At 52.4% G+C, this 21,717-nt stretch carries 23 protein-coding genes; 3 read left to right on the top strand and 20 right to left on the bottom strand.

Going from position 1 to position 21,717, the window contains the following annotated elements; all coding sequences use genetic code 11:
- Positions 1-178: 178 nt before the first annotated feature.
- From HUF18_RS06640 to HUF18_RS06660, 5 genes are all read right to left on the bottom strand, one after another.
- Complete coding sequence (locus HUF18_RS06640; protein WP_225691590.1) at positions 179-2,242, bottom strand: alkyl/aryl-sulfatase; 2,064 nt, start codon at positions 2,240-2,242, stop codon at positions 179-181.
- Positions 2,243-2,392: 150 nt separating this feature from the next.
- A complete protein-coding gene (locus HUF18_RS06645) occupies positions 2,393-3,640 on the bottom strand; it encodes an FtsX-like permease family protein (protein WP_225691591.1) in 1,248 nt (415 codons plus the stop codon).
- A complete protein-coding gene (locus HUF18_RS06650; RefSeq protein WP_225691592.1) occupies positions 3,634-4,398 on the bottom strand; it encodes an ABC transporter ATP-binding protein in 765 nt (254 codons plus the stop codon). The genes HUF18_RS06645 and HUF18_RS06650 overlap by 7 nt, the downstream gene beginning before the upstream one ends.
- Before the next feature lie 5 nt (positions 4,399-4,403).
- Entirely contained in the window at positions 4,404-6,530 is a 2,127-nt protein-coding gene (locus HUF18_RS06655) for a TonB-dependent receptor (protein ID WP_225691593.1), read from the bottom strand.
- Positions 6,531-6,601: 71 nt separating this feature from the next.
- Positions 6,602-8,056, bottom strand: a complete 1,455-nt coding sequence (locus tag HUF18_RS06660; protein ID WP_225691594.1) for a hypothetical protein — start codon at positions 8,054-8,056, stop codon at positions 6,602-6,604.
- A 121-nt stretch (positions 8,057-8,177) separates the two neighbouring features.
- On the opposite strand from HUF18_RS06660, the gene HUF18_RS06665 reads away from it, so the two are divergent.
- Positions 8,178-8,789: a DUF3299 domain-containing protein gene (locus tag HUF18_RS06665; protein ID WP_145469262.1), complete on the top strand. Its 612-nt coding sequence runs from the start codon at positions 8,178-8,180 to the stop codon at positions 8,787-8,789.
- A gap of 22 nt (positions 8,790-8,811) precedes the next feature.
- Here the strand turns inward: HUF18_RS06665 and zigA are convergent, their stop codons facing one another.
- A complete protein-coding gene (gene zigA / locus HUF18_RS06670) occupies positions 8,812-10,050 on the bottom strand; it encodes a zinc metallochaperone GTPase ZigA (RefSeq protein WP_274704260.1) in 1,239 nt (412 codons plus the stop codon).
- Between the two features lie 222 nt (positions 10,051-10,272).
- On the opposite strand from zigA, the gene HUF18_RS06675 reads away from it, so the two are divergent.
- Positions 10,273-10,950: a phosphatase PAP2 family protein gene (locus HUF18_RS06675; protein WP_186435928.1), complete on the top strand. Its 678-nt coding sequence runs from the start codon at positions 10,273-10,275 to the stop codon at positions 10,948-10,950.
- Between the two features lie 12 nt (positions 10,951-10,962).
- Here the strand turns inward: HUF18_RS06675 and HUF18_RS06680 are convergent, their stop codons facing one another.
- The 10 genes from HUF18_RS06680 to HUF18_RS06725 form a co-directional block, all read right to left on the bottom strand.
- Positions 10,963-11,577 carry a class I SAM-dependent methyltransferase gene (locus tag HUF18_RS06680; protein WP_225691595.1) on the bottom strand — a complete coding sequence of 205 codons (615 nt, stop codon included), beginning with the start codon at positions 11,575-11,577 and terminating at the stop codon, positions 10,963-10,965.
- Positions 11,578-11,606: 29 nt separating this feature from the next.
- Complete coding sequence (locus tag HUF18_RS06685) at positions 11,607-12,104, bottom strand: N-acetyltransferase (RefSeq protein WP_225691596.1); 498 nt, start codon at positions 12,102-12,104, stop codon at positions 11,607-11,609.
- Positions 12,105-12,157: 53 nt separating this feature from the next.
- Positions 12,158-12,565 (bottom strand): hypothetical protein, encoded by a 408-nt coding sequence (locus tag HUF18_RS06690; RefSeq protein WP_225691597.1) that lies wholly within the window; start codon positions 12,563-12,565, stop codon positions 12,158-12,160.
- A 15-nt stretch (positions 12,566-12,580) separates the two neighbouring features.
- The gene (locus HUF18_RS06695) at positions 12,581-12,817 is read right to left on the bottom strand and encodes a helix-hairpin-helix domain-containing protein (RefSeq protein WP_225691598.1); all 237 of its coding nucleotides are present in this window, start codon (positions 12,815-12,817) and stop codon (positions 12,581-12,583) included.
- A 117-nt stretch (positions 12,818-12,934) separates the two neighbouring features.
- On the bottom strand, positions 12,935-13,180 hold the full coding sequence (locus HUF18_RS06700; RefSeq protein WP_225691599.1) for a hypothetical protein: 246 nt from the start codon (positions 13,178-13,180) through the stop codon (positions 12,935-12,937).
- Between the two features lie 509 nt (positions 13,181-13,689).
- Positions 13,690-14,166, bottom strand: a complete 477-nt coding sequence (locus HUF18_RS06705) for a hypothetical protein (protein WP_225691600.1) — start codon at positions 14,164-14,166, stop codon at positions 13,690-13,692.
- A 121-nt stretch (positions 14,167-14,287) separates the two neighbouring features.
- A complete protein-coding gene (locus HUF18_RS06710; protein ID WP_225691601.1) occupies positions 14,288-14,551 on the bottom strand; it encodes a DUF7683 domain-containing protein in 264 nt (87 codons plus the stop codon).
- 106 nt (positions 14,552-14,657) lie between these two features.
- On the bottom strand, positions 14,658-15,071 hold the full coding sequence (locus HUF18_RS06715; protein ID WP_225691602.1) for a hypothetical protein: 414 nt from the start codon (positions 15,069-15,071) through the stop codon (positions 14,658-14,660).
- 125 nt (positions 15,072-15,196) lie between these two features.
- Complete coding sequence (locus HUF18_RS06720; protein WP_225691603.1) at positions 15,197-15,622, bottom strand: hypothetical protein; 426 nt, start codon at positions 15,620-15,622, stop codon at positions 15,197-15,199.
- Positions 15,623-16,381: 759 nt separating this feature from the next.
- Entirely contained in the window at positions 16,382-17,242 is an 861-nt protein-coding gene (locus tag HUF18_RS06725; protein WP_225691604.1) for a Tim44 domain-containing protein, read from the bottom strand.
- Positions 17,243-17,507: 265 nt separating this feature from the next.
- Here HUF18_RS06725 and HUF18_RS06730 point away from each other — a divergent pair, with 265 nt between their 5' ends.
- Positions 17,508-17,978: a bacteriohemerythrin gene (locus HUF18_RS06730; RefSeq protein WP_145469274.1), complete on the top strand. Its 471-nt coding sequence runs from the start codon at positions 17,508-17,510 to the stop codon at positions 17,976-17,978.
- A gap of 77 nt (positions 17,979-18,055) precedes the next feature.
- On the opposite strand, the gene HUF18_RS06735 is transcribed toward HUF18_RS06730, so the two are convergent.
- From HUF18_RS06735 to HUF18_RS06750, 4 genes are all read right to left on the bottom strand, one after another.
- Positions 18,056-19,414, bottom strand: coding sequence for an SLC13 family permease (locus tag HUF18_RS06735; RefSeq protein ID WP_145469275.1), 1,359 nt, complete (start codon positions 19,412-19,414; stop codon positions 18,056-18,058).
- A 161-nt stretch (positions 19,415-19,575) separates the two neighbouring features.
- Positions 19,576-20,262 (bottom strand): M15 family metallopeptidase, encoded by a 687-nt coding sequence (locus tag HUF18_RS06740; RefSeq protein WP_225691605.1) that lies wholly within the window; start codon positions 20,260-20,262, stop codon positions 19,576-19,578.
- Between the two features lie 149 nt (positions 20,263-20,411).
- A complete protein-coding gene (locus HUF18_RS06745) occupies positions 20,412-20,801 on the bottom strand; it encodes an EF-hand domain-containing protein (RefSeq protein WP_225691606.1) in 390 nt (129 codons plus the stop codon).
- A gap of 226 nt (positions 20,802-21,027) precedes the next feature.
- Positions 21,028-21,597 (bottom strand): HupE/UreJ family protein, encoded by a 570-nt coding sequence (locus tag HUF18_RS06750; RefSeq protein ID WP_225691607.1) that lies wholly within the window; start codon positions 21,595-21,597, stop codon positions 21,028-21,030.
- Positions 21,598-21,717: the final 120 nt, after the last annotated feature.

Genomic DNA, 21,717 nt, shown 5'->3' on the forward strand with positions numbered 1-21,717 from the left:
CATGGGAACGAGAAGAATGAGAAGAAACAGAGAGTCTCTTGCCATCTGGCTCCCACGCTCTGCGTGGTAGCCTTTGCCGGTACCGTTGCATTTCCACGGAGCGGGGTGTTCCCTCGCTGGGCATTCCCATGCGAAGCATGGGAACGAGAAGAGCAGAGCATGGGAACGAGAAGAAAATTTAATCCGGCAACACAATCGCAAACGATGTTGCAGGCTTTTCAAACAGACTGAAAAAACGCACCAGATCAATCTTGCTGCCATCAATGCTCAGGTCATCGGAGAACAGAGTGTCTTTTAAGCCAGCCTCACCAATCAGCATGCTGATAAACAGCGGGTGAGTCAGGTTCAGGGTGGCGTTGATTTCGCCTTCCAGCGGCGTGTCTTTGCTCAGCTGATGATGATGCAGTACGGCATTTTCAACCCACAGCAGATGGCTTTCATTCAGATCTGTGAAATTAATTTTAATGCGCCAGTTTTTATCGGCGGCATCTTCGGCTTTTAAGCGTACAGCCAGAGTATCGAAGAAGTTGGCCACCGGTGTCTGCAGCAGCATATCTTTCATGGTGGCGATATTAATGCCGGTTTCTGGTGTGCCGGTACGTAATTCCAGTGCCGCGGTTAAATACACATCACGCCACGGACCGGATTCGGCCTGATAACCCAGCTGATCATAATTACGTGCCAGCAGTTTACGCGCGGCCCGGTTTTCCGGTTCAGCAAATACCAGATGGTTGAGCAGCTCGGCGCTCCAGCGGTAATTACCGGCATCAAACGCACTTTGTGCTTTTTCCAGCAGGGCACCGGCGCCACCGGCAAGAGCAACATAACCGGCGGCCCGTTGCGGATCGGGCAGCGGATCAAGGTGGGCCGGGTTGGCGTCGTACCAGCCTAAATAGCCCTGGTAAACCGCACGTGCATTGTGTTTTACCGTGCCGTAATAACCCCGGCTGGAAAAGGCCTGGGCGAGAGAATCGGGCAGGACCAGATCTTCGGCAATTTCACCCGGTGTCATGCCCTGGTTCATACGGCGCACGGTCTGGTCGTGAATAAATTTATAGGTATCGCGCTGTTGTTTCAGGAAGGTCTGAATCCGCTCTTTGCCCCACATCGGCCAGTGATGGCTGGCAAAATAAATATCGGCATCGGCAAACAGGTTACGTGCTTCTTCAATATAGGCACTCCATTTCAGTGCATCGCGTACCTTGGCACCACGCAGGGTATAGAGGTTGTGCATATTGCGCGATACCACTTCGCCACCGCAGAAGGCTTTATATTGCGGTAAATAAAAGGTGAACTCGGCCGGTGCTTCGGATTCCGGCGTGTACTGGAACTGAAACTGAACACCGTCAATGGTCAGCTCGGTCGGGGTTTCACTGACCAGCTGATTGGGTTCTATAATACTGAATTCACCAAAGGCCGGGCTTTTACCTAAGCCGGAATCCACATGGCCAAATTCATCGCGGGCCAGATTTTTACCGTACATATACACCGCACGGCGACTCATGGCGGTACCGGCAATAATATTTTCGCTGGTGGCCTCTTCCATAAATCCGGCCGGTGCAATCACCGGAATATTACCCTGCTCTATTTCCTGCTGGCTGATAATGCCGAGCACGCCACCAAAGTGATCGATATGGCTGTGGGTGAATAAAATGGCGCTGATATTCTGTTTACCCGGGTAACGTTCTGCCAGTTGTTGCATGGCAAAATTAAAGGCGGTGCGTGCAGTTTCTTTAGCGGTGATCGGGTCGATTACAATCCAGCCACTGTCACCTTTAATCAGTGTCATATTGGATAAATCGAAGCCACGCAGCTGATAAATGCCCGGCGTTACTTCAAATAAACCATGAATATTATTCAGCTGCGCCTGACGCCACAGGCTGGGGTTGACGCTGTCGGGCGCATCGCCCTGGACAAAACCGTAGGCGGGCATATCCCAGACCTTTGTCGCCGTGTCGGCCAGCGAAGTAACCTGCAGGTTTTCCGGGCTGGCAATCAGGCCACGGCGGGCATCGTTAAAATCCTGCTGATCATTCAGATTCAGTTGCTCTGCCACCTTGCGGTTGGTCGCAATGGTGGTGGCGGTAGCTGCGCGTTCGTCGCTGCTGATGCTGATCTGGTTATCGGACTGACCGCAGGCGCTCAGTAACAGACCGGCGCTGAGCAGCAGTCCGGCGTTGAGGCATTGCTGGCCAAGGGGTTTGCGCAAGCGCAAAGCAGGGAAAGGAAGTTTGATTGTCATTATAAGCTCCTGTGCTGATCCCTCAGTGTAGGAGCCTGAGTGCGGCGTTGCCGGTTCGCGCCGGTCAGTCACTTGTCTTTACTGACCACTCTGAAGTGGCCAGTTTGCTGATGCTGCCGGTTTTAATGCTCGTGGTTTAATGCTCGCGGTTTAATGCTGAGTCGTTAACGACAAGCGGTAGGCCGACAGCGCCGGTAACAGGCCGGCGAGCAGTGCCAGGCCCAGACTGAGCGCAGCGTAGAGCCAGACGTCCTGCAGGTTGAGCAGTGGTTCAATGAGCAGGCCGTAATGTTCGGCCAGTAGCGGCTGTGCCAGCCACTGAGTAGCCGCGGCCATGCTCAGGGCCAGCAACCAGCTGAGCAGCGTCAGCAGTAATACCTCGGTTTCCAGCAGCACAAAGAGGTACAGCGGGCGGGCGCCAATAATACGCAGCAGGGCAATTTCCTGACGCCGTCCGGCCACGGTGACCTGCAGCATGGCCACCGAGCCGAGCAGACTGGTGATTAACATCAGCAGGCTCAGTGCCTGCAGCAGTTGTTCGGCATTACCCAGCAATTGCCAGAATTCGCTCAGGGCGACGCCGGGAATCACCGCGGTTAACGGTTCCTGATGGGGCTGGTTTAAAACGTTCTGCAGCTGAAATAACAGCGGCCGTGAGGTCAGCCCAACAAAGAGGGCCGAGATCGCATCAGCCTCAGGCAGATCCTGCCAGTCGGCCGTTGCCAGACGCCCGGCCTGTTGCAGATCGTGCAGCGCTTCCAGTGTCTGCAGATGCACATGCAGCGAGCGGTCAACCGGCGTGCCGGTTAGCTGCAGGATACCGGCAACCACAAAATCCACCTCTTTGTGTTGCATAAAGCTGTGGCCGTGGCTGCCATGGCTGAGGTGCAGATGATCGCCGGTTTGATAGCCACGCTCGCGTGCCACGGTGGCACCAATAAACACCTGCAGCGGTGCGGCAAAGTGCGGTTGCTGCAGATTGATCGCCGGCAGGGCGCTGCTTAATTGCAGCGCCTGCTGGCGGCCATAACGGAAGTGGCGGAAGTAATCGTCGTTGGTGCCGATCACCGCATAGCCCTGATGGGAGTCGCCGAGCACGATGGGAAAGGTCCAGGCGGTTTGCGGCCGTTGTCCGATTTCATGCCAGCGCTCTGCCGACATCGCCTGAGTCGGCGTGCCCATGCGGAATACCGAATACAGCAACACCTGCAGCGGATGGCTGCGGGCGGCCACAATCAGGTCGGTGCCGCTGATGCTGTTGCTGAAACTGCTGCGTAACTCGCTGCTTAAGCTGCGCGTCAGTAACAGGGTGGCGAGACTCAGGCTCATCGCCAGCACAATCAGCGCGACCGCCAGTTTACGCTGCAGCAGACTTTTAACGGCCAGACGCATCAGCATGGCAGTGGCTCCTTATCTGATTCCTGTGTTGCGCGGTAACCGGGTTTGCAGCTGGCGATATCCAGCACCCGGTCAAAATGCGGCTGCAGGCTGAGGTCGTGGCTGACCAGTAACAGGCTGGCACCGCTGGCGGAACACTCCTGCAGCAGCAGGCGCATAAAGGCCTCTTTGTTGTCGTTATCCAGTGCCGAAGTCGGCTCGTCGGCGATGATCAGCGCCGGACGGTGTACCAGTGCGCGGGCAATAGCAGCGCGCTGTTGCTGGCCAACGCTCAGCCGCGCCACGGTCTGGTTTGTCTGAGCGCTCAGGTTCAGCTGTTGCAGCAGATAGTTCTGCCAGTCACGGTCATTGTGTTGCCCGGCAAAATTCTGCATCAGCTGCAGGTTTTCGCTCACCGTCAGATAGGGCAGCAGGTTAAAGGTCTGGCTGATCACTCCGGTTTTGCTGGCACGCAGGTGGTCGCGCTGACGTGCGCTCAGTTGCCACAGCGATTTACCGGCCAGCCATACCTCTCCGGTACTGGGCTGACATAAGCCGGCAATAATATTCAGCAGGGTCGATTTACCGCTGCCCGACGGGCCATGCAGAAAACAGCGCTCGCGGGCCTGTAATTGAAAATGGCGGATATCCAGCAGCGTTTCCGCCTGTCCGGATTGTGCGTCCGGCCAGGCGTGCAGCAGATGGCGGATTTCCAGCACCGGCTGTGCGGCTGCTGGTTGTTGTACTGGTTGATCCGCAGAAAGACCGGGGTTGTGCATGCTGATCAGAAGCTCCAGTTCAGCCCTAACTGCACATTGCGTCCGGCAAGCGGCGCAGCATGTTTCAGGTAGGACACATGATTAACGGCGTATTGGTCGGTCAGGTTACTGGCGGCGAGGCGCCAGAGCAATTCGCTGTGCGCTAACAATTGGCGATAACTGAGGCTGGCGTTCAGAAGCGTATGGCCGTCGCTGGGGTCTTCGTTGGCAGCGGTGCGCTTCTGGCTGGCTGTTGCCTGTCCTTCCAGACGCATCAGCAGATGCCCGCTTTCCCGGTTGATGGCAAACAGGGCACTGGCCGGTGGCGTACGTGGCAGATGATCACCGTTACGCAGACGCGCCTGAACTACGTCGGCATTGATATCCAGATGCCAGAGTTCGTCAATGTTGTGCTGCCAGCTGAACTCCGCACCGAGAAAACGGGCATCGTCCTGCTCATGGCGATACACATGATTATCGTGGAAGGGGTCGGTAAAATCTTTCAGCTCGTTGTAGATGTAATCCTGGAAACGGTAGTGGAACAGGGCGATTTTTACGCGGTCATGTTCGCTTTCACGCAGCCAGTTAATATCCACTGTCCAGGCGGTTTCCACGCTCAGGTCGGGATTATCGAGCTGGAACGAGAAGGTTGCATGATGATCACCATTCCAGAACAGCTCGGCGGCATCCGGTGCGCGCTGTACCCGTGCCAGATTCAGTCCCAGACGCTGTTGCTCATCCAGCACCCAGGTGCCTGCTGCCGACAATGTCGCCGGATTGAAATTTTTGTCGTTGTAGTAGCTGCGTTGCTGGCGATAGTTGGGGTCAATCGGGTCCGGGTCTGAGCTGATACTGACAGAATCAAGGCGTGCCCCAAGTTCCAGCGTGCCCTGTGCCCAATCTCGTTGTTCAACCAGAAACACACCGGTTTGCCTGGTTTCGTTCAGGGGCATTGGCGTTGAGTGGGAATGCAGAAAGCCGCCACGTTCACGGTTTAACAGGTTGAAGCCGGTTTCTCCGTCCCAGACGGTTGCCGCAAACGAAGGGATGCCGCTGCAGCCGCTGTGATTATGGCATAAGGCCAGTTTCTGATATTTCATTTGCAGGCCAAAGGTTCCCTGCCACTGGCCGAATGCCGCATGGCGTATACGGCTTTGCAGCTCCCGGCTTTCCTGCTCAAACAGGCCGATATCCACAGTGGCAGCACCGGGAATATCATTCCGGGCCCCGGTTTCTGCGTGTTCATAATCGTTGAATGACAGCTCGGTGCGCCATTCATCCAGCCAGCTGAAAGCGCCGGACGGGTCAGGACGCCAGGCACCTTTCAGGTCATAACGGACTTGCGTGGGCTTAACCCGGAAAGCCTCGCCATCGGTATTGGGCACGCCGTAGTCATATTCCAGAGTGCTGATGCTGCCACCGATAAAGCCCCGTTTACCGTCGGCCCAGCTCAGCGCAACAGCACCACCTGAGCCTTCGCTGTCGCTGTTAGCAATGCGGCCACGGTTACTGGCAGCGGGAATGTCGCCGCGCTCGCCGCTATGGTAATCACCGGCCTTACGCTGAAATCCATCAAGGTGCAGTGTCCAGTTGCCGCTGCTTGTATCCATTAAGCCATCAGTGCTGTAACCGCTGTCGTTGCTGCTGCCTTTAATATTCAGTCCGCCGCTCAGGCCTGAGCCTGGTTGTTCATGGATGCGGCGGTCAATCAGGTTAACCACGCCGCCAATGGCGCCACCACCGTACATCAGGGTGGCCGGGCCGTAGATCACTTCAATCTGTTCTGCGGAGCTGGCTTCTGCCATGGGTGAGTGGTCAGAGCTCATGGCGGATAAGTCGGCACTGTCACTGCCATTCTGCAGGATTTTTACCCGGCTGCCGCTCATACCGCGAATAACCGGCCTGCCAACGCCGGGCCCAAACGAGGCGTTGGCAATACCTGGGGTGCTGTCGAGTAATGTACCGAGGGTGTCACCCGGGTTGTCGTTGATCGCGTCCTTATTGAGAACGGTCGCAGGTTGGGCAACATCATAGATTGAATTCTGTCCGGCACTGCTGACAACGACGGTATCAAGTTCAGCGGAATGAGCGAGTGCCTCAACGGACAGGCAAGCGGAAGTAAGACTTGTAATAACGAGAAACAGACGAGGCATAAAAAAGAACCTGAAACGTAAGGGCCAGCAGATGCTGGCCCGGTTATCTGAGCAGAGGTTACGCAGAGCAATTAATGATCGTGATCATCATCCGCGTGCTCTTCCTCTGCTGCATGAGCGAATACAGCACTGAAGGCATTGTTCAGGTTGCTGTTGGCAGTCGTTGAGTGCAGGTGATAATCGTCTTCAGCACTATGGGTATCGACTTCGTACAGTGTGCCTGTTGCACTGTTTACAACCAGAAACTCAAAAGCACCGGCCAGCAGCTGAGCATTAGCTGTGTTCCAGATTGCTGCAGCAGCTCCCAGTTGCTCCCGTGCAGTTTCTCCGCTGGCTACCGGATTACTGCTCTCATCGACATCAAAGCGGCTCACGGCCAGCTTGCCGCTGTTACTCAGAAGAGCGATGGCATCGTCTTCGGTTGTTGTTGTCACCGCGATAATGTCACCGAAGTTTTCACCGGTAACGGACACTAAATCGCCACGGTGTGGATGATCGTTGTGCGCATTGACCAGCCACAGCTGATCGGCAGACCAGGCAGCAATAACACTGTGTTCATGGTTCGTTTTGGTTAACCCGGTAATGTTTTCGATAAAGCCGGTACTGCCTGTTGTGACTTCACCGACAGCACCTTCACGGCGGGTTTCGGTGGCAGGGTAGCGCTGGGTGACATGGAGGGTTTCACCGGCGCCTTGCGGATGGCCGTCAATGGTTACATAGCCGCTGATCAGCCAGCGCAAGGTGCCATCACCGCATAAAATAAGCGTGAAGTTTTCAGTCTGAGCAGTTTGTTCTACGCCATCGGCGCAGGTCATGGATTCTGCAAAGTAGCCACCGTCGTGCGGGCGTACCCAAATCAGACCATCGGTACCGGTTGTGCCGTCAGCATTAACCACGGTGATGTCGGTATTGGCCGGGGTTACAGCGTTAGCCGTAAAGGTCATGAACTGACCGCCCTGTAAAGCCAGAGCCGGGTAGACAAGGTTGTTGGGTAAATTCAGCCCGCTAACGACTTCGCCATCGGCGGCTTCCAGCAGCAGGCCGCTGCCATCATTTTTCAGCACAGAGAAATGATCCGTCGTGGCGACGACCTGAGCGACATCGGCAATATGGGCTGCGGTTAATGTTGCAACAGCATGAGCGTGAGCATCTTCACCGTGCATATGCTCCAGACCCGAACTGACAATGCTCAGATCACTGCCATTCAGCATGGCGAGGGTGACACCATCGTTAGACAGAACCAGCTGAGCATCGGCACCTGTGGCTACGGTGGTGGAGGTGAACTGCTCGCTTGTAACCGTCTGATCAAACATTTTCAGGGTGTCAGCAGAGCCGGACAGAGAGTAAATCAAACGACCACCTTCGGCGTGATCATGGTTATGATCGTTATCACTGCTGTCACTGCTGCTGTCGCCACCACAGGCGCTCAGGGTCAGGGCCAGCAAGGTGGTTAAGGCGGTGGTCGTTACCGGCTTAAGCAAATGGCGGTGACGGAAGCGTACCTGGGGTTGTGCTCGTAGGTTCATGCTGAATTCCTTATAGTCTGCGTCTTGTGTCAGTAACGTTGGCGCTGCCTGGCTTGGCAAGGTGCGGCGCGCCAAAGAAATGATATGTTATATTATAACTTTAAGAATAGGAAACCCTGAGATGGCTGTTTTTCGTTCTCTGCTGTCGGGCAGTCGCCGGACTGCTGGCTTCTGGCTGCTGGTACTCGGCTATGCCGTTTGTTTTACAAGCGCGCAGGCTGCAGACCCGGTCTACCGCGAAATTGAATTTGCCGATTTGCTGCCGGATGAGGATTTTAAGGCGCTGTCGAATCCACCGGCTGAGCTGGCGGCGATTGCCGATGGTTCAGAAGAAGATCAGATTGATGCGGCGCTGGGACAGGGCGAAGCGGGGAAAAACCCGGATCAGCCGCAGACTGACTGGCACCGGGCGTTGCAATCAACCAATATCCGCGCTGAATTTAACGGCCAGAAAGTCCGTATTCCGGGCTACATAGTCCCGCTGGAGTTTGATGACCAGCAGGTCGTTACCGAGTTCTTTCTGGTGCCTTACTACGGCGCCTGTATTCATCTGCCGCCACCACCACCGAATCAGCTGATTCTGGGCAAAAGCAGCGATGGGGTAATGCTGGAAACCATCTACGATCCGTTCTGGATTGAAGGCACGCTGCTGACGGAGGTGAATAAAAATGACGTTGCGACTTCGGCCTACCGCATGACGGTTGAGCAGATTATTCCGTATAAAATGCAGTAAGCCTGAGCCGTTGTGAGCGGGGTTACTCCCAGGCCGGGAATGGGTCGGGCAGTTGTTGCCAGAGCTCTTTCCCGGCCAGCAGTTCTTTATCGTTCAGCAGGCAGGCATCCAGCTGGGCTGTGACTTCAGCAGCGTCCAGCCCTTGCCCGATAAATACCAGCTCCTGGCGCATATCGCCAAAAGGCTCCACCCATTTTTCGCGGATATAGGCGAGGGATTCTTCATCCTGTGGCCAGCGCTCATCGGGTACGGCTTTCCAGAACATGCCGGCAAAACCATGGTGGGCGATACCACCAGCCTGACTCCATTGACCGGCAAATTGCGGGCGGCTGGCCAGCCAGAAATAGCCTTTGGAGCGCAGCAGCTTGCCATCTGGCCAGTCCTGATGCAGAAAATCCCAGAATTTTTGCGGGTGAAAGGGTTTGCGCGCGCGGTAAACAAAACTGCCGATACCGTATTCTTCTGTTTCCGGATTATGCTCGCCGCGTAGTTCCTGCAGCCAGCCCGGTGCCTGAGCGGCCTGATCAAAATCAAAACTGCCGGTGCCCAGTACTTTGTCCAGCGGCGCATTGCCTTTAACCATAGGGATCTGTTCAGCGCGTGGATTCAGACTGTGCAGAATGGCCTGCAGGCGCTGCAGTTGCTCCGCGCTGACCAGATCGGTTTTGCTGATCAGCAGCTTGTCGCAGAATTCAATCTGATCAATCAGCAGGTCACTGACACTGCGCTGGTCGTCTTCACCCAAGGATTCACCGCTTTCCTGCAATGAACGGGCGGCGTCAAAATCCTGCAGAAAATTCACCGCATCGACCACCGTGACCATAGTATCCAGGCGGGCAATATCCGACAGGCTGACGCCATCTTCATCGGCGAAGGTAAAGGTTTCAGCTACCGGCAGAGGCTCGGCGATGCCGGTGGATTCAATCACCAGGTAATCAAAGCGCCCGGCTTCCGCCAGTTGGCGTACCTCAATTAACAGGTCTTCGCGCAGGGTGCAGCAAATGCAGCCATTGCTCATCTCCACCAGTTTTTCTTCACCACGCTTCAGCTCAACTTCGTCTTTTACGAATGCAGCATCGATATTCACCTCGCTCATATCATTCACAATCACCGCCACCCGACGGTTATCGCGGTTATGCAGAATATGATTGAGCAGGGTGGTTTTACCGGCACCGAGAAAGCCCGACAGCACGGTAACCGGCAGGCGGGTATCGGCCATCGCCGGAGTTGAATGGGCGGGGGAAGTCGCAGGAGCGTTCATTGAATCCTCGTACTGGGTTGCGTGAGTTATTACAATTAATATATGTTATAACGTAACATTTATACTTTTGAGAAAGCAAGATAAGAAGAGAACGGTGAGCCGAAAGTAACAGAAGGGCGCCGGAAGAACGCGCAAGAAAGCCTGGCAGGAGCCGGTCACTGGGCTGTTGGCATTAAAACCGTTATCCTTGCGCTCTTTATGTTTAACGCGGATTTAACCCACATGGCTTTTGCAAAACAGCACATCGATTGGATTTTATTTATTCTTCTGGCCGCTATTTTTGTCATTTTTCCGCAGATTGATCTGAGCGTCAGCCGCTGGTTTTACGACGCAGAACAAGGCCGCTGGCCGCTGGCCAATCACCCGGTCAGCGAGTCTGTGTATGCGTTATTCCGTTATGTGCCCTATGTGCTGGTGCCGGTATTACTGATTGCCGTTGCACTGACCTTTGTTAAAGGTGGTATTGCACAGGCGCAGCGTAAAGCCTGGGTATTTATTCTGGTGTCGTTGCTGGCGGGCCCCGGCATTCTGGTACACGGAGTGTTTAAAGAAGGTTTCGAGCGCGCACGGCCAAAACAGGTGCAGGAATTTGGTGGCCACAGTGGTTTTACTCCGGCCTTTGTGATTTCTGACCAGTGTGCAAAAAAATGTAAATCTTTCGTCAGCGGACATGCGGCGATGGGATTCTGGCTGATGGCTTTTGCCTGGGTCTTCCGTCGTCGCAGCTGGTTCTGGGCTGGTATGGCCGTGGGTATTGTGGTCAGTGCAGGGCGTATTGTGCAGGGCGGACACTTTTTAAGTGATACGATTTTTGCCGGTTTTGTCTGCTATTTTACCTACCGGCTGATGAGCTACTGGATTCTGGGTTACAGCCGGATTCAGGACGATAAAAAAGCCTGAAAAAACCTCTGATTATTTTCTGGCAACAATAAAAACGGACTGTGCTGCCGGTTGCCAGAGATGATCGATACTGAATCCGGCCCGGGTCAGTTTTTCCACTAACTCCGTTTTATTAAAACGACTCACAAAGGGCGCCAGATTCAGCACCTGCATAACCGGAATCAGCATACGCCAGAGGATATTCATTTCCTTCACCAGTGCTGTGCTGGTAATAAATACACCGCCTGGTTTTAACGCCTTATAACTGGCGCTGATAGCGGAATCCGGATCTTCCAGCAGGTGCAGGATATTCAGCCCCAGCACGGCGTCAAAGCTGGCCGCGGGTGGATTAATACTTTCCAGCGTTCCCTGCTGAAAACGGATATTACCGATACCAGCATCTTTGGCTTTCTGTGCCGCAATGGCCAGCATATTGTCGGAAATATCCGTTGCCAGAACCTCTTTAACATACGGCGCATGAACCATCGCGGTGCTGCCGGTGCCACAGCCAAACTCCAGTACTGACCAATCGGGTTGCAGATAGTGCTGGGTTATTTCCAGCTTCTTACGGTAGGCCGCTTCATCCTGAATCCGGCTTTTGGCATAGCGCTGTGCACTGTTATCCCAGAATGTCTTTGAATCCTTCATCGTCATCTCCTTTGCTTACGTGTGGCGGACTACGCCGTAAAGTGCAGCAGTAATTCAGTGTGTCCGGTATGACTGTCGGTTTGTTCCCGAACCAGTGTAAAGCCCTGACTCCGGTAAAAACGACAGCTGGGTTCGTTGGCTTTATATACCGTAAGATGCAGCTCATTGCGCTGCTGTTTGGCGTGATTTAATAATTGTTTACCAATGCCCCGACCCTGCTGTTGCGGAGCAACAAATATGGCGGCCAGCGTGTTGTTATGCAGAGCATAAAAACCGACAACCTGTGCGTTCAGCTCAAATACCCAGACATCGGAGTCGGGTAAATACACATCGCGCATAGTATCCAGCTGAGACTGCCAGAATGATGACTCAATAAAATCATGGGCTTTAACGGACGCATCCAGCCAGACTGTCAGTATTGCGTCGATATCACTGCGGGCTGCCTGTGTGCTGCCTGCGCCGGGTGGGGGCAGCGTAGCGGGGGAGGTTGTGGTATCCAGACGGATACCGGCAGCGGGTCTGATCATAATTATCCGGGGGAAGTTTTAACAACAAAGAGAGTTTTAACAACAAAGAGAGTTCAGGGCATATCAAGGCAACTGAAACTGTCTGGCAGAATCTGCTGTTGGCTATCGCGCTCAAATTTTAAAAATCGGGTGGAACATTCCTGATTCTGCCAGGGTTTGCAATCGGAAACCGATAGCGTACAGACTTCGTTATAACAACCGTAACTCAGACGGTTTCTGCTGGTTGTATTATTCATTTCCAGCAGCGAGGCAATAACAGCGCCCACTGTGGTGACCGGGCTGCCTTCACAGGCATAATTCTCTGCGGCAATTTCTGTGCTGGCATGGCGCATCACATTTTCCAGTAATGGCTGTTGTTCTGCTGCAGGCGGACTTTCGCGATAGGAACAGACCCAGGCACTGAACAAGCCAGCGGTAGCTCCCAACAGGAAAATAATAATATTCAGTGTTGTACGTTTCATCGCATCACTTTCCGCTTATAAACCGGCTTTGGCCCGTTCAATCGCGGCATTAATTGCCGCTTTCGCTTGTGGGCTGTTTTTCCAGCAGGTGGTTCTCAGCATCTGAGCCACTCTCTCGGCGATATCTTCTGCGTTGTAAGCGGCCAGCTCAGCCAGCGAACTGATACCAATTTCCTCAAAGCGTTTGATCACGGTCGGGCCAACGCCTTTTACTGCCAACAGGGCTTCTTTTTCAGGTTCAGAAAATTTCATAGATCACTTCATTTTAAGGGGAACGGAGCGGGGGATATTAATTCAGCTTTGGTGTCTTTAAACCGGAGAAAGCTTAAGGTGACATTGAGCAATTTGTTATATGCCTGAATCAAGATGTTAACTCCTATTTTTGAGTATTGTTTCAATGTTGTTAACGCTTTTCTTTAAATCTACAATCAGCATGATAGGGCCAAAGAATATTACTGAAAATATGAGAGAAGAAATAAATCCAATGCCCGCATCAAAAATTGGATTGCCAGTAATTTCAGAACTGACAGCACTAAGTGTTCCCATGAGTACGATCAACCACATTAGTATCTCAAGAATACCAGCGAATGAATTTGCCAAAAATCTAGTTAACATAATTATTCTCCTTTTATAAACCTAATGGATTGTGCGGACTCCATACCCCGTATGCACATAACGATCAAAGCAGGCGCGCGGTACGTGTTGCTTTGCCTTTGCTTGTTAACTGCTGCTCCATGAAGGCGTCACCAATGGGCGATTTCTTAGTGAAGCAACAAAATTTTCATATATTTCCGGCTCGTGAATATGGCCGCACCAAGATATAAGGGAACGCATCTCCTTCACTAGATACTCAGGCCGATTATTTCCGTAAGCTAATTTCGCCAACTCAGAAGCGTACCAATCTAGATCCTTGACCTGTTGATTGGACGCAGGCTGAGTTTGCGAGGCTAACTCCTCCAATAAGTCCGTAGCACTATCGGTCAGTTCAGTTATTCGTTTATTCAAGTCGGGCTCGTTTCTCATGGCCAGTTAACGCCGCGCACAGCGGCTGGCAAAGCTGGCGGTTTTTGTGCGGCGAAGCTGCACAAAAAGTGACAGGTTTGACAGTCCGTTGCTGCGCCTTGTTACACGTTTTTCGTTTCATTCCAATTCTCAGGAGCCCATATCGCTAAACCACCGCCAGGACACGCTACAACCAACCACTCATCTGCATCATTTCCAAAGCTAGTTAAGCCTGCAGTCCATGGTTCATATGCCTCGTCTTTTCCATTCATATAAAGTACACGACCACTTTTGAAATAGACAACAAGATGGGGCCAAGGTGAAAGTATCTCGATTCTTTCTACTTCCTCTTCCCTCAATTTATGAATCTCTAACTCTTCCTCTTCTTGGGTGAGTTCTTTAAAAGTCGCAGGAAACTCAGGCAGAATTTTTTCATAGATATCCCACTCTGAAGATAGGTTGATAAATGCTTCCTGTCGGATATCTTTCGGGCCGTCTAATAATAGTTGCGGTGTAAAGAACCTTAGGCCAGATACAGCGCTACCTTGCATTAATCGATTTAATACATCCTCTGCTAGTTTTCTATCTGATTCTTCCATCTCTCACCACGTGTAACGCCCCACTTAGGGGCAAATACCGCAGGCTAAACTAAGGAGCGCAGCGACTGGGAGCCTGCGAGTATTTGTCCCAGTGTGCGCAGCACACGACTACAGTGGCTTGTTATATGGCATGAGCTTCAACGAAGTAGCTACTTTTATCAAAATCCCAGCTGATTGGTTTTACCAAGAAAGGATTGAGAAAGTCCGTATTTGCTGCAAGAACTGGATAGCCCTCAAACATGGGTTGATCAGGGTTGGTTTCACCAAACTCTTTCTTAAACGCGTCCAACTCAAAATCCAAAAGCTCGTGTTCAGCAACAAGCTCTTCTGTTTCCTCTGAGTACTCAGCGATATAACGCCTCACTTTATACTTTTCGTCGATCATCTGCTTGCCATATAACGCCGCAAGCAACGGCCGCAATGTAGCAGCGAAGCTGCGGAATGGAGGTCCAGCCCACGGAGTGGGCGATGTTGCCTTGCTTTGTTATGCATTATCTTCTGTGCCAAATTCGTTCTGGTTTTTGCCCAAGTTGCCACTCTATATAGTCGTCTGGCGGCCGATCAATATCAATTACGTGTTCGTGGGAAAACGGTATTTCCGCGCCAAAGCAGAGATATACATCATCTTGGTCTTTCTCAATGCACAGCGGCTGGAAATCGAGGATGCCGATATATTTATCCCCAACCACTTCGGAAACGATTAAATAGCCCCGTTCACCCTCTATGATGATTTTTCCTTCCTCATCTTCACACTCAATTTCTAGAATGACCTTTGCAGCATCACCAACTTTTAAAGACTTTCTCAGCTCGAGCTCTGGAATCCAGAACGTATCTGGATTCTCTCGATGGGCATCTTCGCCGTTTCTTAGTTGCCAATAGTCTTCTTCAAAATTGGCTAATTGCATGAACTCTCCTTGATGCATAACGCTGAGTGCAGTGGCAGTTTATGGAGTGGCGTTTTGTGCTAGCGTAGCGACCAACACAAAAGAAGCCACGGAAAAAACTGTCCGACTGGCACGACTTGTTAGGGCTAGTCACTGCTTGAACCAACAAATATCCAGCGCTGACCTTTCGAATGGATGTCATACGCAAAATCCCAAAATACTGGATAAGCAGGATGACCATTTTTAAAGCCAAACTCAACAACCATTTCTGCATCTTCGATACCGATACTTGAAAATACCCTGCTCATCAATTCGGATATTTCAATCTTTTTGGATTCTAGCTCTAAGGGACCTGAACCTGTATCACCTTTATATAAAACCATATTCATTATTTCAGACATCGCCTCTTTCGGAGTAGAAGGAACTACACCTGAAATTTCGCTGTCTTTCGAAACCAACATTTTAAGAGTATCGATTAGGCCCGCCCCTGGATCGGCAGGACCATAAAGATTAAACCAAACTTCGTAGTTATTTCCGTAAAGAAGATATTCAATTCTTTTGAACTCTTCCAATCTAGTATCTCGCACGATTCTCATAGAGCCCTAACAGTTTCTTAGTAGGCATGCTCATTAACACACCTAAGCCCTTATTCAGATTTCCAGCCTAACCCATTGTCCAGGCTGTAAAAATCATCGTTATTTTCTTTCTTGTCTGGATATAAACGCACATGCGCGCTTTTACCCTCAAGCGCTCTTTACACTTTGCGCGTTATCACTTTTCGCAGAATCTTAAGTGATTGATTTTCTTCCATTCTTTCTGAACTGAAGGTGTCAATCTGCGCATGCGCGTTTTTCTGCCGGAGCGTAAACGCGCATCAGATTCCATAAACAGTAAAATATACTGGTTGTTTGTATATTATTTTGCGTTGGTGATTTTCAGTGCTTTTCTGGCAGTGAAAATCGTTCTGGTCTGCTTGTATTCCAGACACGCTGCCGCCCGTCCTTGTATACGCAGGGCAGGAATCGCGTGGTTTTATCATTCGGGATTGTAAGCGGGGAGGGCGTGTGTCCGGACGGTGTGTTCGTACGATATGGCGGCATCCCTGCAGAGGTCTGAGAGTACTGAACTTCATGGAGCGATTCAATAATTGATAGAAACAGTTACAACTGGCACAAGGCGGCAATGCCGTATTACCCATAGTCGGGCTGGTTCAGGCTCTGCTGAGTAGCGCTGTGCGGGCGGCCATAAAAAACAGGGCAGCACATTGTGCTGCCCTGTTTCTGTCATGCTAAAAAGCATTTGCCGGTGTTCCGGCAAAATAACCGCGACGGTTATTCGGCCTGAATGCCCACAATTAACCATGGCGCGTTGTCTTTGCTCAGATCGCGCTCCAGATGCCAGATATCAAAAATACCGTCTTCGGATTTTTCCAGCAGGTCGCGTACGCGGCCTTTAAACAGCAGGCTGATTTCGGCGTTGTCTCCGGCCTGACCGGCGGCGACGATTTCGGCGCTTAAATCCAGCACTTCGGTTTGTGGTGGCACCATCATGCGGTTGCGCTGGTTGGCGAGGGCGGCATACAGGCCCGGGCTGACGTATTCAGCGATGGTGTCGAGGTTGCCCTGATTCCAGGCTTCCTGCACTTCACGGTAGTGCTGTAAGGCGCCGTCGATAAAGGCTTGCTGATCAAAACCTGCTGGCAGATCAATGCTGGCTTCGGTAGCAAAAGCGGCGCTGTTGCCAGAGGCCGGAGCAGCACCGCTGTCGGCCAGGTTGCCCATATCGAAGCTCTGACGTTGCTGGGTAGCATTACCGGCAGCGGAATAAGCACTCTGTGGCGCATTGTGCTGAGCGGCGCGGCCACGTAACAGCTTAAACAGAACAAAGCCAACCAGCGCCAGCAGCAGAATATCCATCATCTGAATGCCTTCAAACGCGCCGCTGCCCAGCAGGTAGGCGAACAGACCACCGGCCAGAAGGCCGCCCAGCAGGCCTTTACCCAGGCCACTGCCCGGACGGGCGCTATTGGCTGGCTGCTGTTTCTGGGTCTGATCCGGGGTGGCTTTTTTCTGCTGGAAAGGTACAGATTTGGTTTTGCCAAAACCACCGGAGCCAAAGCGTGCCGCATCTGCGGTGCTGGCGAGTCCGAAGGTAAGCATCAGGGCGGTGAACAGGGTCCAGAAGGCTTTCATAGTATCCTCGTTGTATTTTTATGCCGGTCTTTCTGCATAGTGTTTCCGCAGAAAAGCCATTTTCAGGCATGCATCATAGGGCAGTGAGAAGGGGGCGTCATGCAGGGAATTGGCAGGAATCGTAAATGTGATGGACGTTTTATTTTGCGTGAATTTAACCATTCAAAGTGTGTGTGAATTGATTCAGGTCAATTTCTGATCAGGCCATTTCTCTAGACTCGCCGGAGTCTATTAATAAAAACAACAGCGACAGGATGTTCCGGCTATGGATATGTATGAGTGGACCGCTGACCTTAATCTGGGAATTGAGGTAATTGATGCTCAGCATCGGCAGATTGTGCAGTACATCAATGATCTGACCCATGCTATTGGTTCTGAAGATGTTGATGAAGTCTTTGATGTTATGGAGCGCCTGCGCGACTACACCCTTGACCATTTTGCCTTTGAAGAGCAATTAATGAATCAGGCGGGCTATGTTTTGCTGAGTGCTCACCAGATGGTGCATCGCCGCTTTGAAGATAAAATTTCCCGTATGCAGGAAGAGCTGACCAGCGGTCGTGATCCTTTTGGTATCGCCCGCCGGGTACGTACTTCATTAATGGCGTGGCTTATTCAGCATATCCGCCACGAAGATGTTGATTATGTGCCGGTGGTAAAAAAAGTACTGAAACGGGAAGAAGGCTGGATTAACTCGGCCTTAAAGCGGATTTTTGGTAACAACACCTCCAACGCCTGATCATACTCTCTGGCATAAAAAACGGCTGACGCTTTTGGCGGACAGCCGTTTTTTTATACGTTTTTACGGGCTTGTATTTACCAGAACAACCAGGCGAACAGGGTCAGTACAATAATACAGGCCAGGTTCAGCCAGATGCCTGCTCGCATCATTTCGCTTTGCTGCACATAACCGCTGCCAAACACGATGGCATTGGGCGGCGTGGCGACCGGCAGCATAAAGGCGCAGGATGCGGCGATAGCAATCAGTGCCGACAGAATAACCGGTGATACACCCAGACTGTCAGCAATGGCCGCAAACACCGGTACTAACAGTGCGGCGCTGGCGGTGTTGCTGGCAAACTCGGTAAGAAACACCACGAAGGTCACAATACTCAGCAGTGCTACGAGAGTGCCGCCGGAGTGAAGAAAATCGCCGATACTGTGCGCCAGAAATTCACTGGTGCCGGTGGTTTTTAAAATTGCGCTGAGGCACAGACCACCACCGAACAATAACAGCACACTCCAGTCGGTGGTTTTTTCAATGTCTTTCCAGGTTACAACGCCGCTGACTGCGAGTGCGATTATTGCGCTGATGCCAATAACGCTATCAAACGAGGCAAGGCCACCAAGCCAGGAGTTTAACGGCGCACTGAATATCCAGCACAGTACGGTCAGGGTAAAAATGGCGAGGGTAATACGTTTGTTGTTATCCCAGACCAGAGTACTTTTCTGCACGCTGAAGCGTTGGTTCAGATCGGGCTTAAGTACCCAGTACAGTACGCCGACAGCAACCGGCAGCAGAACCAGCGTAACCGGCAGCGCCAGTTTCATCCAATCCACAAATGTCATGCCATTTTGTGCCGCTGCAATGGCATTCGGCGGGCTGCCAACCAGTGTGGCAATACCGCCAATACTGGCGCAGTAGGCAACGCCGAGCAGGGTAAATACATAGGTGCGGTGATGTTTTTCCCGGTCAAGCTGGCTGAGCATACCCAGCACCAACGGCAGCATCATGGCAGCCGTTGCTGTGTTACTGACCCACATCGACAGGCCGGCCGATACGGCAAACATCATCAGTACCGCAATGACCAGACGGCCACGGGCAATATTCAGTACTTTATTGGCGATAGCTCGGTCGAGTTCCTGAGCATGCAGTGCTGAAGCCAGGGCAAAGCCGCCGAGAAACAAAAAGATAATAGGGTCGGCAAAGTTACCCAGTGCCTGGGGTGTTTTAAAAATGCCGAAACCGACGGCCAGAATGGGTACCAGTAATGCGGTTACCGATACATGAATGGCTTCGGTCAGCCACAGCACGGCAACAAACACCAGAATACTCAGCCCGGTGACCACCGCCGGAGCAAAGGGCAGGGTTTTGAGTAACAGCGCAAACAGCAGAATGTCGGCACCTAAAATCAGCGGCCCACGCCAGCGCCGGAAAAAAACGGAAGAAAACATACCCCTACCTTTATTAATGGTAATAGACCAGCATACTGCGTGGCTCGGGCGGCTGCCAGTCGGGTTTATAAGAAGGGGCGCTAGGTATAAATACGGTAACAGGCGGCAGGTTTTAGTCTGATATGAGTAAAACCATGCTGCCGTGCGGAGTCTTTAGCGGTTTACTCTTCTGTGTATTCTGCTGTTGGCAGAAAATCAAAATACTGATCGGGGTAGGGTTCATCGGCAAGAGTAAAGTGCCACCACTCTTCCCGCACACCTGTAAAACCGTGGCGACGCATAACACTCTGCAGTAAATCGCGGTTGGCGCGCTGGACTGGGCTGACGTCCGCCGACTCCGGCCAGGATTGCGGGCCAAAGAAATCAAAGATGGTACCCATATCCAGCTCCCGACCGTCGTTGTCGGTCAGTGTCAGGTCCGCGGTACTGCCGCGCGAGTGCGAGGAGTGGCTGAACAGATAACCCTGTTCAAACAGTTGTGGTTTTTCCAGTGAGGGATAAAAGCGGTCTTTGGTGCGGAAGTCTTCGGCACGGCTGGCCCAGCGTAAAAAATGGTCGACCGCACGTTGCGGACGATAAGCATCAAAGATTTTTAAGCGCAGGTTTTGCTGACGGAGTTCTGCTGCCACATTGGCCAGAGCTTCTGCCGCCGGACGGCTGAGCAATGCACAGGCCTGCTGGTAACCATCCACCACAGCACCAATAAAGTTATCGTAACCGGCGTATTTCAGGTCGATCAGAATGTCAGGAATATGCTGGTCGAGGCGCACAAAGGATGGCCGTAACTCATGTGCAGAAAGTGGTGGCTGGTGGTTTGCGGAGGAATTGCCATTCTGGGGCTGAGGCATTGTTGCGTGTCGCGGCTGTTGAGGTAATGGCTGCAGTGTAACGCTTTTTCTGCCCGTTGACTGTTCAGCTTATGTATAAGCCGGATAAGCGCTGGTCGCGTCTTGTGTTAATCGGAGCAGGCGGCTTTTATCTGCCGCCTGCCTGCGGACTACTGCTGCATATTTTTCTTATGCATGTTCTGCATATTCATCATTTGATCTTTACGCATATCCATCATTTCCTGCTGATGCTGCATTTGGCCATTCTTCAGCTCATCGGCGCTCAGCTTACCGTCGTTATTGGTATCAAACTGGCTGAACATGGGGCGGTTAGCGGCGCCTTTCATCGGCATACCGGCGGCAGAGTTGTTTTGCATGCGTTTGTCATGGGCGGCATTGAATTCGGCTTCAGAAATACTGCCGTTTTTATCGGTGTCGTAATCGCTGAAGGCCATAGGCCCACGGGCAGGAACATCGGCGGCCTGAGCACCAGTGCTCAGTAAAAATGATACGGAAAAAAAGACGGATAAGACGGGTAGGGCAATATGACGTGTTTTCATGGGAGCCTCCTTTAAGGGCTGCAAACACAGGTGATACCTGTTTACTGTAGCGCTATGACGGAGACATGATCACGACTCAGATCAATAAATGATCAGCAGGTGGCTGCACCGTGAAAAGCGGTTATTAGCGTTCACGGCACAGGGGCTCAGTTATCTGCTGCATAACCCTTTGCTGGAGAAGCGTTTATGCAGCAGATAACCGTTCGGCAGCAACTCAGGCCGGCCCTCAGGCTGCGCCTAAAGCAATACCGGTCAGAGCAATCGCAGCACCGGCAGCGCGGCGGCTGATATCTGCTGCTTTGCTGTGACCAAAGGCGGCCAGTGCATAGCCAGCCGCATGCAGAACAACAGTCGCCAGCAGGAAGCCTGCGCCATAGGTTGCCAGAGTGCTCATTGCCGGCATTTCCGCGCCGTGGGCAAAACCGTGAAAAAAGGCAAAACCACCGGCCAGCAAAGCACCGGCCAGAGCGCCTTTTTTCAGGTTAAAGGCAATCAGAGACCCGAAGACCACCACAGAGGCGGCAATCATCAGCTCGGTAAACGGCAGCTGCAGGCTGCTGGCGCCGGCCAGTGCACCCACCGCCATCATGGCAACAAAGGCCAGTGGCGTCGCCCAGCGGGCAGCACCACTCTGGCGTGCGGCCCACAGACCCACCGCCAGCATCGCCAGCAGATGATCAAGCCCGGTAAAGGGGTGCGCAACACCGGCAGAAAAACCAGACACTTCATGGCCGGTGTGAGCAAAGGCCGCAGCTGGCATCAGCAGGGCGGCGGCAGAGATCAGAACTTTTTTCATAGGATTCTCCTCAGGAGTTTTTTACAAATTTAAATAACCGGCAACACAGATTGTCTGAGCGTCGCGAGCGCCGGTGAGACAAGGCAAAAATAACTGAGGGAGCGGAGTGCAGTTGGCCTG

Source organism: Thalassolituus sp. ST750PaO-4 (genome assembly GCF_020320405.1).
GTDB lineage: Bacteria > Pseudomonadota > Gammaproteobacteria > Pseudomonadales > Oceanobacteraceae > Venatoribacter > Venatoribacter alkanivorans.

Excerpts from the sequence above, each read along its gene's own strand:
- HUF18_RS06705 (WP_225691600.1), bottom strand. The coding sequence starts at position 14,166 with ATGGAAGAATCAGATAGAAAACTAGCAGAGGATGTATTAAATCGATTA.
- HUF18_RS06640 (WP_225691590.1), bottom strand. The coding sequence starts at position 2,242 with ATGACAATCAAACTTCCTTTCCCTGCTTTGCGCTTGCGCAAACCCCTT.
- HUF18_RS06680 (WP_225691595.1), bottom strand. The coding sequence starts at position 11,577 with ATGAAGGATTCAAAGACATTCTGGGATAACAGTGCACAGCGCTATGCC.
- HUF18_RS06655 (WP_225691593.1), bottom strand. The coding sequence starts at position 6,530 with ATGCCTCGTCTGTTTCTCGTTATTACAAGTCTTACTTCCGCTTGCCTG.
- HUF18_RS06695 (WP_225691598.1), bottom strand. The coding sequence starts at position 12,817 with ATGAAATTTTCTGAACCTGAAAAAGAAGCCCTGTTGGCAGTAAAAGGC.
- HUF18_RS06750 (WP_225691607.1), bottom strand. The coding sequence starts at position 21,597 with ATGAAAAAAGTTCTGATCTCTGCCGCCGCCCTGCTGATGCCAGCTGCG.
- HUF18_RS06700 (WP_225691599.1), bottom strand. The coding sequence starts at position 13,180 with ATGTTAACTAGATTTTTGGCAAATTCATTCGCTGGTATTCTTGAGATA.
- HUF18_RS06660 (WP_225691594.1), bottom strand. The coding sequence starts at position 8,056 with ATGAACCTACGAGCACAACCCCAGGTACGCTTCCGTCACCGCCATTTG.
- HUF18_RS06650 (WP_225691592.1), bottom strand. The coding sequence starts at position 4,398 with ATGCACAACCCCGGTCTTTCTGCGGATCAACCAGTACAACAACCAGCA.
- HUF18_RS06710 (WP_225691601.1), bottom strand. The coding sequence starts at position 14,551 with ATGATCGACGAAAAGTATAAAGTGAGGCGTTATATCGCTGAGTACTCA.
- HUF18_RS06715 (WP_225691602.1), bottom strand. The coding sequence starts at position 15,071 with ATGCAATTAGCCAATTTTGAAGAAGACTATTGGCAACTAAGAAACGGC.
- HUF18_RS06675 (WP_186435928.1), top strand. The coding sequence starts at position 10,273 with ATGGCTTTTGCAAAACAGCACATCGATTGGATTTTATTTATTCTTCTG.
- HUF18_RS06685 (WP_225691596.1), bottom strand. The coding sequence starts at position 12,104 with ATGATCAGACCCGCTGCCGGTATCCGTCTGGATACCACAACCTCCCCC.
- zigA (WP_274704260.1), bottom strand. The coding sequence starts at position 10,050 with ATGAACGCTCCTGCGACTTCCCCCGCCCATTCAACTCCGGCGATGGCC.
- HUF18_RS06730 (WP_145469274.1), top strand. The coding sequence starts at position 17,508 with ATGGATATGTATGAGTGGACCGCTGACCTTAATCTGGGAATTGAGGTA.
- HUF18_RS06740 (WP_225691605.1), bottom strand. The coding sequence starts at position 20,262 with ATGCCTCAGCCCCAGAATGGCAATTCCTCCGCAAACCACCAGCCACCA.
- HUF18_RS06745 (WP_225691606.1), bottom strand. The coding sequence starts at position 20,801 with ATGAAAACACGTCATATTGCCCTACCCGTCTTATCCGTCTTTTTTTCC.
- HUF18_RS06725 (WP_225691604.1), bottom strand. The coding sequence starts at position 17,242 with ATGAAAGCCTTCTGGACCCTGTTCACCGCCCTGATGCTTACCTTCGGA.
- HUF18_RS06690 (WP_225691597.1), bottom strand. The coding sequence starts at position 12,565 with ATGAAACGTACAACACTGAATATTATTATTTTCCTGTTGGGAGCTACC.
- HUF18_RS06645 (WP_225691591.1), bottom strand. The coding sequence starts at position 3,640 with ATGCTGATGCGTCTGGCCGTTAAAAGTCTGCTGCAGCGTAAACTGGCG.
- HUF18_RS06665 (WP_145469262.1), top strand. The coding sequence starts at position 8,178 with ATGGCTGTTTTTCGTTCTCTGCTGTCGGGCAGTCGCCGGACTGCTGGC.
- HUF18_RS06735 (WP_145469275.1), bottom strand. The coding sequence starts at position 19,414 with ATGTTTTCTTCCGTTTTTTTCCGGCGCTGGCGTGGGCCGCTGATTTTA.